This is a genomic window from Agrobacterium sp. LEGMi-208b (assembly GCF_059511785.1).
Genome location: NZ_CM183445.1, coordinates 211,851 through 225,547 on the forward strand (window position 1 = coordinate 211,851; position 13,697 = coordinate 225,547).

Annotated in this window: 7 protein-coding genes; 3 read left to right on the forward strand and 4 right to left on the reverse strand. The window is 62.0% G+C overall.

What is annotated here, in order from left to right; all coding sequences use genetic code 11:
- Positions 1-161 precede the first annotated feature (161 nt).
- Complete coding sequence (locus tag AC5YUO_RS01075; RefSeq protein ID WP_496153964.1) at positions 162-6,518, forward strand: apolipoprotein A-IV repeat region-like domain-containing protein; 6,357 nt, start codon at positions 162-164, stop codon at positions 6,516-6,518.
- Positions 6,519-6,628: 110 nt separating this feature from the next.
- Here AC5YUO_RS01075 and AC5YUO_RS01080 read toward each other — a convergent pair whose 3' ends face one another.
- Positions 6,629-7,546 carry a PhzF family phenazine biosynthesis protein gene (locus AC5YUO_RS01080; protein ID WP_496153965.1) on the reverse strand — a complete coding sequence of 306 codons (918 nt, stop codon included), beginning with the start codon at positions 7,544-7,546 and terminating at the stop codon, positions 6,629-6,631.
- Positions 7,547-7,847: 301 nt separating this feature from the next.
- Between AC5YUO_RS01080 and AC5YUO_RS01085 the strand changes: the two genes are divergently transcribed.
- On the forward strand, positions 7,848-8,621 hold the full coding sequence (locus AC5YUO_RS01085) for an NAD kinase (protein WP_400812293.1): 774 nt from the start codon (positions 7,848-7,850) through the stop codon (positions 8,619-8,621).
- A 19-nt stretch (positions 8,622-8,640) separates the two neighbouring features.
- Positions 8,641-9,141 (forward strand): hypothetical protein, encoded by a 501-nt coding sequence (locus AC5YUO_RS01090; RefSeq protein WP_496153966.1) that lies wholly within the window; start codon positions 8,641-8,643, stop codon positions 9,139-9,141.
- A gap of 27 nt (positions 9,142-9,168) precedes the next feature.
- Here AC5YUO_RS01090 and AC5YUO_RS01095 read toward each other — a convergent pair whose 3' ends face one another.
- The 3 genes from AC5YUO_RS01095 to AC5YUO_RS01105 form a co-directional block, all read right to left on the reverse strand.
- The gene (locus AC5YUO_RS01095; RefSeq protein ID WP_496153967.1) at positions 9,169-9,639 is read right to left on the reverse strand and encodes a cysteine hydrolase family protein; all 471 of its coding nucleotides are present in this window, start codon (positions 9,637-9,639) and stop codon (positions 9,169-9,171) included.
- Between the two features lie 74 nt (positions 9,640-9,713).
- A protein-coding gene (gene prfB / locus AC5YUO_RS01100; protein WP_400812289.1) for a peptide chain release factor 2 occupies positions 9,714-10,845 on the reverse strand; the annotation gives its coding sequence in 2 pieces (ribosomal slippage) (positions 9,714-10,775 and positions 10,777-10,845; 1,131 coding nt in all).
- A 98-nt stretch (positions 10,846-10,943) separates the two neighbouring features.
- Positions 10,944-13,391, reverse strand: coding sequence for a penicillin-binding protein 1A (locus AC5YUO_RS01105; protein WP_496153968.1), 2,448 nt, complete (start codon positions 13,389-13,391; stop codon positions 10,944-10,946).
- Positions 13,392-13,697 lie beyond the last annotated feature (306 nt).

Here is a 13,697-nt window from a genome sequence, read left to right on the forward strand (position 1 = left end):
GCCCGAAAGCTGGACCACCAGCAATTCGGGATTTGGTAAATGGCGGAATTGTTTCCTTTAACGGGATAATGTTTCGCTGGCATGATGGCGGCAGTCCGCTTGCATATCGCAAGTGGGTCAACGGCATGAAGCCGGGCGTATGTGTAACGAGGCGTAACCGCATGGCGAATAACAAGATCAGCGACTCTGTCGACGAGACTGCATTTCAGGCGTTGGAAGACGCCCTGCAGCTTGGCGCTTTCGAAGAAAAGCCGGAGACGCGGAAAACTGCAGCGCCGAAGCAGCCGGAGGCCAGATTGAAGGAAGCAAGCCGACAGACCCCTGCTCCCGAGGCCGCCCGCGCGCCTGCCGAACAGACGCCCAGATCGCCCAATCTCGAAGCGGCCAATGACGGCTCCAAGCGCAGCCCGGCGATGATCCTGAAATCGCTGGAAGGCGGTTCCATCGGCGGTGCGCTTCGCAACGCCACGATCATGTCGGTCATCTGGGCGCTTGGCGGCCTTGGCATCGCACACCTTCTTTATGGCAACGCGCTGTGGAACATCGCCTCGCTGGCCGACCTCACCGCGATCCCCGGCCTGATGGCGATCGTCGTCGGCATCCTCGTTCCCGTGATGCTGTTCTTCGCCTTCGCGATCATGATGGCGCGCGCCCGCGATCTGCGGAATGCCGCCCGCTCCATGGCCGAAGTCGCCCTTCGCCTTGCGGAGCCCGAAACCGTCGCATCCGACCGCATCATGTCGGTCGGCCAGGCGGTTCGCCGTGAAGTCTCGGCCATGAATGACGGCATCGAGCGCACCATTGCCCGCGCGACGGAACTCGAAACGCTGGTTCATTCCGAGGTCAACGCGCTTGAGCGCAGCTATGCCGACAATGAACTGCGCGTGCGCAGCCTCGTGCAGGAACTGACCGCCGAGCGCGACGCCATCGTCAACCATGCGGAGCGTATCCGCTCCTCCATCGTCGGCGCGCAGGAACAAATCAAGGAAGAGCTTTCCATCGTCGGCGAAGAGCTTTCGATGCGGATCGCCACGACCGGCGAGGCTTTCGCCTCGATGATCGACACGCGCTCGGCCGCGCTGCTCGAAAAATCGCGCGCTTCGACCGAAGCGATGGGCAGCCTGATCGCCGCCAAGACCGAAAATCTGTTGCAGGCGCTGAACTCCTCCGGCTCGACGATCTCCAACGAATTCGACATGCGCCTGCACAACCTCACCTCGACGCTGGACGAGCGCGGTGAAGTGCTGCTGGAGCGTTTCGCGATCCATGCCTCGACGCTTGATAGCGGCGTGGAAAGCCTTAACAACGCTCTTGAGGAACGCACCCGCCAGCTCAACGAGACGCTGTCCACGCGCACGCTCGAACTCAACCGCAATATCGAACGCGGCCAGCAGGTCATCGGCGGTTCGCTGGATACCGTTCTCGACAAGCTGTCCACGACGCTCGAAGAAAAGGGCCTCTCCTTCCGCCAGAGCCTGCAGAGCACGGCCGACGATGCGATCATGGATCTCGATCTTCGCTCCGGCCTCTATGAAGAGCGCATGCAGGCGACGGTCGGCCAGGTCAACTCGGCCTTCGACGAGCATGTGGCGCAGTTTGCCAGCGCCTTCGACCAGCGAGCCGGCAGCCTCGACAGCAAGCTGATGGAAAGCCTCGCCCGCATCAACGAAACCGTTGCCGGCGGCTCCGAAGCGCTCGACACCATGCTGAGCGCCGGTCTGGAGCGCATCGGCACCACCATGACCGATCAGTCGCTGGCGCTCGCAACCGCGCTGGGCACGGGTCAGGAAATGCTGGAAAGTGCGCTTGAAAGCCGGACACAGGCCTTCAGCGACGCGATCGGCCAGCGTACCGCCGAAATCACCGATGCCTTCACCAGTTCGCACGAAAAGATCGATGCCGTGCTGGCGGAACGCAGCAATGCCCTGTTCGGCGCGCTTTCGGCCAGCCAGAACCGTTTCGACGAGGCGCTCGCCAGCCGTTCGATGGCGATTACCGGCTCCGTCTCCGGCACGGCCGAACGTCTCGCCGCGATGCTCGACGAACGTGCCGCCGCGATCAACAACGTCGTCGCCGATGTCGAGCGTCGACTTGCCGAAACGCTCGAAACCCGGGCGGCAGCCATCACCGGCGCGGTTTCCGGCATCGAGGACCGCATTTCCGACACGCTGGAAAGCCGCACGGCTGCCCTGCATGACGTCGTCTCCGGTGCGGAAAGCCGTATCGCCGATACGCTTGACGGCCGCACGGCCGCGCTTTCCAGCGCCATCTCCGGCGTTGAGGAACGTATCGCCGACACGATGGACAGCCGCACCCTGTCGCTCGACATGACCTTTGCCAATGTCGAGGAAAGACTGTCCGAGACGCTCGACAACCGCACCTCTGCCCTCACCGGCATCGTGGCGAGCGCCGAAGAGAAGATCGCCGGCGCACTCGACAGCCGCACGGCAACCTTCGGCGACGTTGTCGCCGGCGCTGAAACCCGGATCGCGGAAACGCTTGATGGCCGCACCGCAGCCCTCAACGCCGTCGTCTCCGGTGCCGAAGAACGCATCGCCGATGCGCTCGACAGCCGCACCATGGCGCTCGACATGACATTTTCCGGTGCAGAGGAAAAAATCGCCGAAGCGCTCGACACGCGCACCGCAGCCCTTGGCGAACTGGTGGCCGGCGCCGAGACCCGTATCGCCGGCGCCCTCGACAGCCGAACCGAATCGCTGAAGACCGTCGTTTCCGGTGCGGAAGAGCGCATCACCGATGTGCTCGACAGCCGCACCATGGCGCTCGACATGAGTTTCTCCGGTGTCGAGGAAAAGATCGCCGATATTCTCGATGGTCGCACCACGGCCCTGCATAACGCCGTTTCCGGCGTCGAAGACCGCATTGCCGGGGCGCTTGACAGCCGTACCGCGGCCCTCTCGGGCATTGTTTCCGGCGCAGAGGAGCGCATCGCGGACGCGCTCGACAGCCGCACCATGGCGCTCGACATGGCGATTTCGGGCGTCGAGGAACGCATTGCCGAGGCCATGGATGCCAGAGCATCGTCCCTTTCGCTCGCAGCCGCCGGCGTCGGCCAGCGTCTCGAAGCCACCGCATTCACACTTGAAAACGCACTGGCCAGCGGCCACGAGCGGCTCGAAACCATGCTCGGTTCGCAGGCCGAGCGCATTGCCGGCTCTCTGGAGCGCAATAGCGGCCTTATCGAGCAGAGCGTGTCGGGCGCGGCCAACCGCATCGAAAGCGTCGTGGAAGACGGCAGCACCCGTTTTGCCCAGACGGTGGAAGAAGGCGTGTCCCGCCTCGAAAGCAATCTGTCGCAATCGCATGAGGATATCCGCACCGCGCTCGATCAGCGCCAGGCGGATCTTGCCGCGACGCTCAGTTCCGCCACGACCCAGATGGGCGACATGCTCTCCGAACAGGCGATGATGATCGGCACCACGGTCGCGTCCAGCGCCAGCATGCTCGAACTGTCGCTCGAAACCCAGCAGGAAACGCTGCAGAAGGCGATCGACGGCAGCGCACAGACGCTGGAAGAGCGTTTGCGCAACAGCGCCGGCGACATCGCCATCAAGATCGGCGAAGCTGCCCGCGAAATCGGCGGTGCGACGGATGCCCTGTCCTCAAAAATCGAGACCTCCATCGGCAATGTCACCACCCGTCTCGATGAGACCGGTGCCCGTATCGAGACCTCGCTCGATACGCTGCAGGCACGCGTCGGTGGCGACCTCGCCAATGTGAACACCTCGATCGAAGATGCCGGCCGCCGCTTTGCCGAAGCACTGGAAGACAAGACGGCTGTGTTCGCCCGCACCAGCGACGAGGCAGCCGAGCGCATCACCGGCATTCTGGACGAGCAGACCACGCGCGTCGCGGACACGTTCGAAAACCGTACCAGCCGTCTGGCAGAGACCTTCGATGCCGGCACGGCCCGCATCGATGAACGCCTCGGCACCATGGACCGGGCGCTGACGATCGGTCTTGAAAACGTCAACCGCACGATTGAAGGCAAGGCGAGCGATCTCGCCGTCAGCCTGCGCGGCGCGGTCACCTCCGCCACCCAGAGCATTGGCGAAGAAGCCGTCCGCTCCACCTCCCTTCTCGCCAAGTCCGGTTCGGAATTCGCCGAACAGGTGCAGGCGCAGAACGAGGCCTTCACCAAGGCCATCGAGGAACGCTCCGGCGAGATCGTCAATCGCATTTCGGATGCGCAGACCCGTCTCTCCGGCCAGGCCGCCGCCGTGGCCCAGACCTTCTCCGAGGCGGGCAACATCATCGTCAACAAGGTGGCCGAGGCTGAAGCCGTCGTCCGCTCCCAGGTCGGCGTCATTTCCGAGACGCTCACGGGTGTCGAATCCGCCCTCGACGCACGCGGCGAATCCATTCGCTCGGCGCTGGACAACCGCACCCGCGAACTCAACTCGATGCTGGCCAGCCGTTCCGCCGAACTGTCGCGCCTGATCGAGGAGAAAGCCAAGCCTGTCGTCGACGAATATGCCACCATCGGCCGCGAAGCTGCCGAAAAGATCGTCTCCGCCGCCCAGCAGAGCGCCGAGCTCCTGTCGCAAAGCAACAGCGGCATGGTCGGCATGGTGGAACAGGCGATCAGCGATTACGCCGCTGCCGGAACGGATGCGGCAAGCAAGCTCGTCGCCGCCACCCGCCAGAGCACCGACATGCTGTCCGAGACGCATACGGCCATGGCGGATGCTGTCGAACAGGGCATCGACAAATATGCCCGCGCCGGCAGCGACGCGGCCAACAAGCTGGTCGCCGCCACCCGGCAGAGCGCCGACATGCTGTCGCAGACCCATAACAGCATGGCGGAAGTCGTCGAACAGTCGGCAAGCAACTTCAACTCCGCCGTCGAGCGCGCAGCACAGGGCTTCGGCGCAGCAGACGAGGCATTGAACGCCTCGGCGACCCGCTTCTCCGAATCCGCGTCGCAGGCCGCCGACATGGTGTCGAGCTCCAGCCGTCTGCTCGAAGGAAAGATCGACCGCCTGTCGAATATTTCCGGCCAGACGCTGGCGCAGGTCGCCGGTATCGTCGGACGCTTCGAGGAACATTCGAAGGTGCTGAGCCAGGCGTCGGAACTGCTGAATGCCGCCCAGTCGAGCCTCGTCGGCACCCTGGAAGAGCGTCAGGACGCGCTGCGCAGCCTGTCCGTCGGCCTCGTCAAGCGGTCCGAGGAAATCGAAAGCGCCATGCGCAACGTCATCGGCGTGGTGGAAACCACGCTCAACGAAGCCGAGGAACGTTCGCAGAACGTCGCCGGCAATCTGCGTGACAATCTTCAGGCCTCCTTCTCCGATATCGGCCGCTCGCTTGATGAGACCGAACAGCGCGCCCGCTCGGCGGCACAGACCATGCGGGGCGCCCTGCTCTCCGCCGGTCAGGATGCCAGCCGCTCGATCGAAAGCACGCTCTCCGACGCGCAGAAATATTCCGACGAGCTCGTCAACCGTCTGCGCGGCGGCGTCGAATCCTCGCTTTCGGAAGTCGACAATCTTCTCGGCAGTGCTTCCGAAAAATCCAACGCGGCCGCAGCCAACCTCAAGGAAACGCTGCGTCAGGCCGTCGAGGAGGCCGTCAGCCGCTTCGCCGGTGCGACGGATGAAATCCGCCGTTCCAGCCACGATATCCGCCGCGAGCTGGATGCGACCCGTGCCGAACTGAAACGTGGCGCCTTCGACCTGCCGGAAGAAGCCAAGGAAAGTGCGGCCGCCATGCGTCGCGCCGTTTCCGAGCAGATCAAGGCCCTGCAGGATATTTCCCAGCTCGTCGGTCGTTCGGCCCACCAGATGGAAGTCTCCGAACCGGTTGCCCGTGCCATTGCCGCAACCCAGCCGGCAGCCGAGCGCCGTGTCGAGACGCGTCCGCAGCCGGCAGCTCCGGTTCAGCAGCAGCGCCCGGCGCAGCCGCAGCCGGCTCCCGCACCGGCCGCATTGCGCGGCAGCCTGCCGCTTGAGAACCGCCAGGTCGAGAACCGTCAGACGCCTTCCCCGGCCCAGCCGGTTGCCCCGACAGGACGCCGCGAAGAAGGTGGCGGCTGGATCAGCGATCTTCTGCGCGGCGCTTCGCGTGACGGTCAGGAGGCCTCTGCCGCTTCCGCGCAGCGCACCGGTGCCGAACAGCAGCCGACCCGTGCGGCCGACACCCGCAATCCGCGGCACATGGTGGAATCGCTGAACTCGCTCTCGGTCGACATCGCCCGCGCCATCGACCACGATGCCTCCGTGGAGCTGTGGCGCCGCTACCAGCGCGGCGAGCGCGACGTCTTCACCCGCCGCCTCTATACGCTGAAGGGCCAGACGACCTTTGACGAGATCAAGCGCAAATATGAGCGGGAAGCGGAATTCCGCACCGCCGTCGACCGCTACATCACCGATTTCGAGAAGCTGCTCGCCGATGTGGCCCGCACGGATCGCGACCGGACCGTGACACAGTCTTATCTCACCTCCGATACCGGCAAGGTCTATACGATGCTTGCCCATGCGGCGGGCCGGTTTAATTGAACCGATAGATGCTGAAACGACAAAACCCCGGTCAAGACCGGGGTTTTTCTTTTGGCTTTGCCAGCTATTCTGGCTCTTCGGCGACGTGAACTTAACGGTTCACGCTGAAATCAAATCTCGAACGTGCCCGATGCAACGCGCACCGCATGGCCGCCGATGCGGGCGCGGGCGATTTCGTCATCCTTGATATCCATGCGCAGGTGGATGTGGGATGGCCGTTCCATTTCCACGCCCTGCTCGATCAGCAGCGGATAGTGGCCGTCCGTCAGCCCGTCGAAATGGTGGATGGCGCCGGAAAGGGCGGCGGCCGCGGAGCCGGTGGCCGGGTCTTCCGCAATTCCCATTTCCGGGGAGAACATGCGGGCATGGAACTTCGCCGCATGATTGACGCCGCCGCGACAGTAGATATAGGCGGCCGCCAGCAGACCTTCGACCAGCGGCGCGGTGCGCAGCCACAGATTGGCGTCGAAATCCATATCGCGCACGGCAGCGATATTGTGCATTGGCACCAGCAGGAAAGGCACGCCGGCCGTCCAGATCGATGGCACATGATTCTCGAAGCCCAAATGTCCCTCGCTGACGCCAAGCGCATCGGCAAGCGCGGCGTGATCGAGCGGCAGTTCAACGCGGGAGGATTTGCGCGGCAGGTCGAATTCGGCGAAGCTGACGGCGCCGGCGCGCATCTTCACCGCGCAGCGCACCGGCCCCACCTTCTCTTCCAGCACACAGACCATGTCGATATCGTCATCACCCTCGCTGCGATTGCGCTCGGCAATGGCGACCGCCGCGCCGACGGTCGGGTGGCCGGCAAAGGGCAATTCGCCAGACGGTGTGAAGATGCGCAGCGAAGCCGCATGCGCCGGGTTGGTGGATCGGTTGACGAATACCGTCTCGGAAAGGTTCATTTCCCGCGCAATCGCCTGCATCGTGTCCTGCGGAAGATCATCGGCATCATACATGACCGCCAGCGGATTTCCCGCCATTTTCGTCTCGGTAAAGACATCGTAGATATCGTAGTTCAGCGCCACATCCGTCTCCTGCCACTCGTCATTCCGACTGCCATGGCAAACTGCATCACGTCGCCCCGCATCGCAACCCTTGTCGGCGGGCGCAAATCAAGAAGCTGTGGACCGGAACAAGACCCTTCGCAATGGAACGGCTGGCGGTTCGAAAGGCCTTGTCGCCTGCCGCCGTCTTCATGTACCAAGGGTGCGTCTGGCGGCTTGTCGTCCACCTCTTGGTTGAGGTTTAAAGATTTCGAGCCGCTTCAACGGGTTACAGCGTCCTGCGCGGACCGGTTCCGGTCTGTGCCGTTGTCGAGGGAAGCGGATGTCGCATTCTACCTATTCACTGTCCTTCGTCGCCTCCCCATCCGAGGAGGCCCAGACGGCGTTGAAAGAGCTGAAAGCCGTTTATGACGATACGCCGTTCGAAGAGGCCGATGTCATCGTTGCACTTGGCGGCGACGGTTTCATGCTGCAGATTCTCAACGAAACGATGAATTCCGGCAAGCGGGTCTATGGCATGAACCGGGGCTCTGTCGGGTTTCTGATGAATGACTACCGGGTGGAAGGCCTCACCCAGCGCATCGCGGTGGCGAGTGGCAATGATTTTCATCCCCTGCGCATGACGACGACGGATTCCGATGGCGACGAATTTACCGCGCTCGCAATGAACGAAGTCAGCCTGTTTCGCCAGTCGCATCAGGCCGCCAAGCTTCGTGTGGAGGTGGACGGCAAGGTGCGGCTGGAGGAACTGATCTGCGACGGCATGATGGTGGCAACCCCCGCCGGATCGACGGCTTACAATTTCTCCGCCCATGGGCCGATCCTGCCGCTGGAATCACCGCTTCTCGCGCTCACCCCGGTCAGCGCTTTCCGTCCGCGACGCTGGCGCGGTGCGCTTTTGCCGAATAAGGTGACGGTCGATATTCATGTCCTAGAACGCGACAAGCGCCCTGTGAATGCGGTGGCCGATCACACCGAGGTGAAATCCGTTCGTCACGTTCGGATCGCACAATCGCAGGACAGGACGGCAAGAATTCTTTCGGATCCGGACCGTTCATGGTCGGACCGGGTTCTGGCCGAACAGTTCAACAATTAAACCAACCACCACGATTGCCATGTACGCCAAAAAATCGCTCCTCGCTGCTCTGCTTCTTGCCACGACCGTCTTGCCCGCGCGGGCGCAGACGCAGGCAATCGACACGCTGCCTGTTTCCGCCATATTCGTCGTCAGCAGCGGCATGTGGGAAGATCGGAACCTCGAGCCGGTAAAAGGCCCTGACGGACAATTGCGGCCACCGCCTGCCTCACCCACACGGGGCTATTACAAGGTCATTGCAATCCGCCAAAGCGACGGCACGGCGAAAATCTACCTGCAGCGCATCGTCTTTACCGCCGATGGCCCTAGCCTCCTCGAAAATATCGAGCTGGAAGAGTTCAACCAGATGAAGTCCTATGTCACGGATATTCGTCCGGAAAGCTCGAATGGCGCGCCTACCTCGCCCGGCCTGTTCGTCACCGTCTATCTGAAAACGGACCCGATGGCCAAGGAAGCGGAAAGCTGGACGATCCTGATCGACGAACTGGGTGAGATGAAGGTCGAGAAAGCTTCCAACTAACCCGGCCGGCGCGCAGGTCCGGCAAGGTTATCCCTTCAGTGCCTCCGGCCCGGCGAGCACCGCTCCGAAATGATGCTTCCATAATCTCGCACCGAGTTCACCGCTGCGGTCAAGACTGGAGCCCATCGTCAGCCACGGCAGAAGCGTGGGATGCAGTCCCACATCGAACAGGGCAAAACCGGCCGCCAGCACGCAGGTATCGGCCTGAATGCCGCAGACCAGTACCCGGTCGAGTTTCAGGGACAGGAGATGGTCGATAACCTCGCGGGGTGGCGCATAACCGTGTTTGATGAATATGCGGTCTGCCGGCACGAGCGATACATCATCCCTGCCCGGTTTCCAGCCCAGTTGCCGTTCGAAGGGTGTTACGTTTTCATCATGGCGTTCGACGGTGGCGATGCTGGGCATGGTTCTGGCAAGCGCGGATATCTCCGCCACCAGCGCGGCCGGCGGATTGAAGCTCGGCTGGACGTCAACGATATAGAGCGCCTGTTTCATGCTTGTCCTCCAACGAAAAACCCCTCGCAATCGGTTTGCGAGGGGTAAATTTCCGATCGACGCATCGGGGCGTCTTAATCGATATCCGAGACTTCCACGTCAGCGCCGCCGCTGATGCGGTGGGCGAGTGCGGCTTCCATGAACTCGTTCAGATCGCCATCCAGCACGTTGCCGGGTGCGGTGCTTTCCACGCCGGTGCGCAAGTCCTTCACCAGCTGGTAGGGCTGGAGAACGTAGGAACGGATCTGGTGGCCCCAGCCGATATCGGTCTTGGAGGCGGCCTGGGCGTTTGCTGCCTCTTCCCGCTTCTGCAGTTCCACCTCATAGAGACGGGCGCGCAGCATGTCCCACGCCTTGGCGCGGTTCTTGTGCTGGGAGCGTTCCTGCTGGCAGGCGACGGCGATGCCGGTCGGAATATGCGTGATACGCACGGCCGAGTCCGTGGTGTTAACGTGCTGGCCGCCCGCGCCGGACGAACGATAGGTGTCGATACGGCAATCGCTTTCATTGATGTCGATCTGGATCGAATCATCGACCACCGGATAGACCCAGATGGAAGAAAACGAGGTGTGACGCCGGGCATTGCTGTCATAGGGAGAGATGCGAACGAGGCGGTGAACGCCCGATTCCGTCTTCATCCAGCCGAAGGCGTTATGGCCCTTGACCAGGATCGTGGCCGACTTGATGCCCGCCTCGTCGCCATCGTGGATTTCGAGAACTTCGACCTTGAAGCCCTGACGCTCAGCCCAGCGGGTGTACATGCGCAGCAGCATGTTCGCCCAATCCTGGCTTTCGGTGCCGCCCGCGCCGGAATGCACTTCCACATAGGTGTCGTTGCTGTCGGCCTCGCCGGAAAGCATCGCTTCCACCTGACGGCGATTCGCTTCGCTTCTCAGCGCCTTCAGCGCGTCTTCGGCGTCCTTGACGATTTCGTCGTCGCCTTCCATCTCGCCGAGTTCGATCAGCTCGATATTGTCCTTGAGCTGCTGCTCCAGCGCCTTGACGCCGTTGATGCTGTCATCCAGCTGCTGGCGTTCGCGCATCAGCTTCTGGGCTTCAGTGGCATCGTTCCAGAGGGTCGGATCCTCTGCCTTGTTGTTCAACCAGTCCAGTCGTCTTATCGCCTGGTCCCAGTCAAAGATGCCTCCTCAGCAGGCTTATGGCCTGCTTGATTTCATCGACTACGTTCACGATTTCATTGCGCATTTCGCTGGTTTTTCACCTTCGTTGAAACTTGTTGCTCAAATAAATGCGGGGGGCGCGGATGTAAAGACCCGCGCCCCCGCCAAACGTCATGACTGATGTCAATAAAGACCGCCGCCACCGCCGGTGATGGCCTGCTGTGCCTGCGGCGAGGTCTTCAGGATATCTTCCTGCGACATGTAGCCTTCAGCACCAATCACCGAGAAGGTGGAAGCCGGACCCGTGCCGGGCTTGAAGGCTTCCATGATCGTGTCCGGTTCGCCTTCAGCTGCCGCCATGCCCGTCTTGCGGTTGACGGCGACGAAGTTCATGCCGGCAGGCACGATGAACTTGCTCGGCTCCATGTGCTTGGCCGCGTCGGCGATGAATTCACCGAAGATCGGCGCCGACAGCGAGCCACCGGTGCCGCCGCGACCGAGCGGTGCAGGCGAATCGAAACCGATATAGAGGCCGGCGACCATGTCCGGCGTATAACCGACGAACCAGGCGTCCTTTTCATCATTGGTGGTGCCCGTCTTGCCGGCAACCGGCAGATCGACCTTGATCTTGCCCGCCGCCGTACCGCGCTGCACGACGCCTTCCAGCATCGAGGTCGTCTGATAGGCGGTCATCGGGTCGAGAACCTGCTCGCGATTGTCGACGACGACAGGCTCGTCCTGGTTCTGCCAGCTCGTCGCATTGCAGCCTTCGCAGGCACGCTCCTCATGACGGAAGATCGTCTTGCCGTAGCGGTCCTGAATACGGTCGATCAGAGTCGGCTTGATCTGCTTGCCGCCATTGGCGATGACCGAATAGGCCGAAACCATGCGCATCACGGTGGTTTCACCCGAACCGAGCGACATGGACAGAAGCGGCGGCATCTTGTCGTAGATGCCGAAGCGTTCGGCATATTCCGCCACCAGATTCATGCCCATGTCCTGCGCCAGACGCACGGTCATGAGGTTACGGGATTTTTCGATGCCGAGACGCAGGGTCGAAGGGCCTGCGGAACCGCCGCCGTAATTCTGCGGCTTCCAGACCTGATTGCCGGACACGACCTCGATCGGCGCATCGAGAATGACCGATGCCGGCGTATAGCCATTGTCGAGCGCGGCCGCATAGATGAACGGCTTGAAGGAGGAGCCCGGCTGGCGCATCGCCTGCGTCGAGCGGTTGAATTCCGACTGCGCATAGGAGAAGCCGCCGACCATGGCCAGAACACGGCCGGTATGCGGGTCCATCACCACCATGCCGCCCTGCACTTTCGGCGGCTGACGCAGGCGGTATTCATTGCCGGAATTGGCAAGCGGCTGCGCGTAAATGACGTCTCCGGCCGAGAGCACGCCGACCGGCGACTTGGCGGTCGCCTTTTTGCCCGTCGCATCGCGATAGGCCCAGCGCATGTTTTCAGCGGAGATATGGCCGCGCGTGCGCTTGTCGCCATCTTCCGTTTCCGTATCGGGCTGCACGCCGATATCGACACCATCGGCAGCGACGGCGAGTACGACCGCCACTTTCCATTCCGGAACGTCGCGCAGGCCCTTGACCTTGGCGAGCGCGGCCGTCCAGTCGCCTGCGGTCTCGATCTTTTCGATGGGTCCACGGAAACCACGACGCTCGTCATATTGGACGAGCCCGTCCTGAAGCGCTTTACGTGCTTCCATCTGGATCTGCGGATCGAAAGACGTACGGACCGAAAGGCCGCCTTCGAGAAGCGCTTCCTCGCCGTATTTTTCGACGATCTGGCGGCGGACTTCCTCAGCGAAATAATCGGATGCGAAAATATGTGCGCCGCCGCGGCGCAGATTGACGCCAAGCGGCTGCTTTTTAGCATCGGTGGCATCTGCGGCAGTGATGTAGCCGTTCTCGGCCATACGGTCGATCACCCAGTCACGACGCTCAAGAGCCGCCTTTTCGCGACGGATCGGATGGTAATTGGCCGGCCCCTTCGGCAGCGATGCGAGATAAGCGGTCTCGGCGATGGTCAGTTCCGTCACCGACTTGTTGAAATAGGTAAGCGCCGCACCGGCGATGCCGTAGGAATTCAGGCCGAAAAAGATCTCGTTGAGGTAAAGCTCGAGAATCTTGTCCTTGGAATAGGTCTGCTCGATGCGGAAGGAAAGGATGGCTTCCTTGAGCTTGCGGTCGATGGTCTGGTCGTTGGTCAGCAGGAAGTTCTTCGCCACCTGCTGGGTGATGGTCGAGGCACCGACCGGACGGCGGCCGGAGCCGAGGTTCTGGATATTGACGAGAATGGCGCGACCGAGACCGAAGACATCGACGCCCGGATGATTGTAGAAATTCTTGTCTTCCGCCGAAAGGAATGCGGCCTTCACCCGGTCGGGAATGGCCTGGATGGGCAGGAACAGGCGCTTTTCATGGGCATATTCCGCCATCAGCGCACCGTTGCCGGCATGTACGCGGGTCGTTACCGGCGGCTCATAGGTGCTCAGAACTGCGTAATCCGGCAGGTCCTTCGTCACGCCGTGCAAATAAATCGCACCGACGACGGCGGCGCACAGGAAGAGCACGCTGGCCAAGCCGAAAAAATATCCAATCAGTCTGATCATACCAAGCTACCGATAATTCGAATCGTAACCATCAACGCCCGACGATTTACGGGCGCATCCTTGCATATCGCGTGCCGTTTTGCACACCATACCTTCGATGACAAGCCGGATACGGCAGCATTCGCTGATATGTTATCGGGCCGCCGGCCCGCAATCGCGCTGCGGACGCTTTGCGGATCGCCACCGAATCCGCTTTCCGAGTAACGCGGCGAATGTGAGTAAAATAGGGCTTCGTCTCCGTAATCGTCCGCAAGGCCCAAGAATTGAACAGCTTTTCGGCGGTCGATGGCAGTGGAGCAACAGCCT

Bases quoted from the DNA above. Each gene is read 5' to 3' on its own strand.
- AC5YUO_RS01095 (WP_496153967.1), bottom strand. From the start codon at position 9,639: ATGAAACAGGCGCTCTATATCGTTGACGTCCAGCCGAGCTTCAATCCG.
- AC5YUO_RS01085 (WP_400812293.1), top strand. From the start codon at position 7,848: ATGTCGCATTCTACCTATTCACTGTCCTTCGTCGCCTCCCCATCCGAG.
- AC5YUO_RS01105 (WP_496153968.1), bottom strand. From the start codon at position 13,391: ATGATCAGACTGATTGGATATTTTTTCGGCTTGGCCAGCGTGCTCTTC.
- AC5YUO_RS01090 (WP_496153966.1), top strand. From the start codon at position 8,641: ATGTACGCCAAAAAATCGCTCCTCGCTGCTCTGCTTCTTGCCACGACC.
- AC5YUO_RS01075 (WP_496153964.1), top strand. From the start codon at position 162: ATGGCGAATAACAAGATCAGCGACTCTGTCGACGAGACTGCATTTCAG.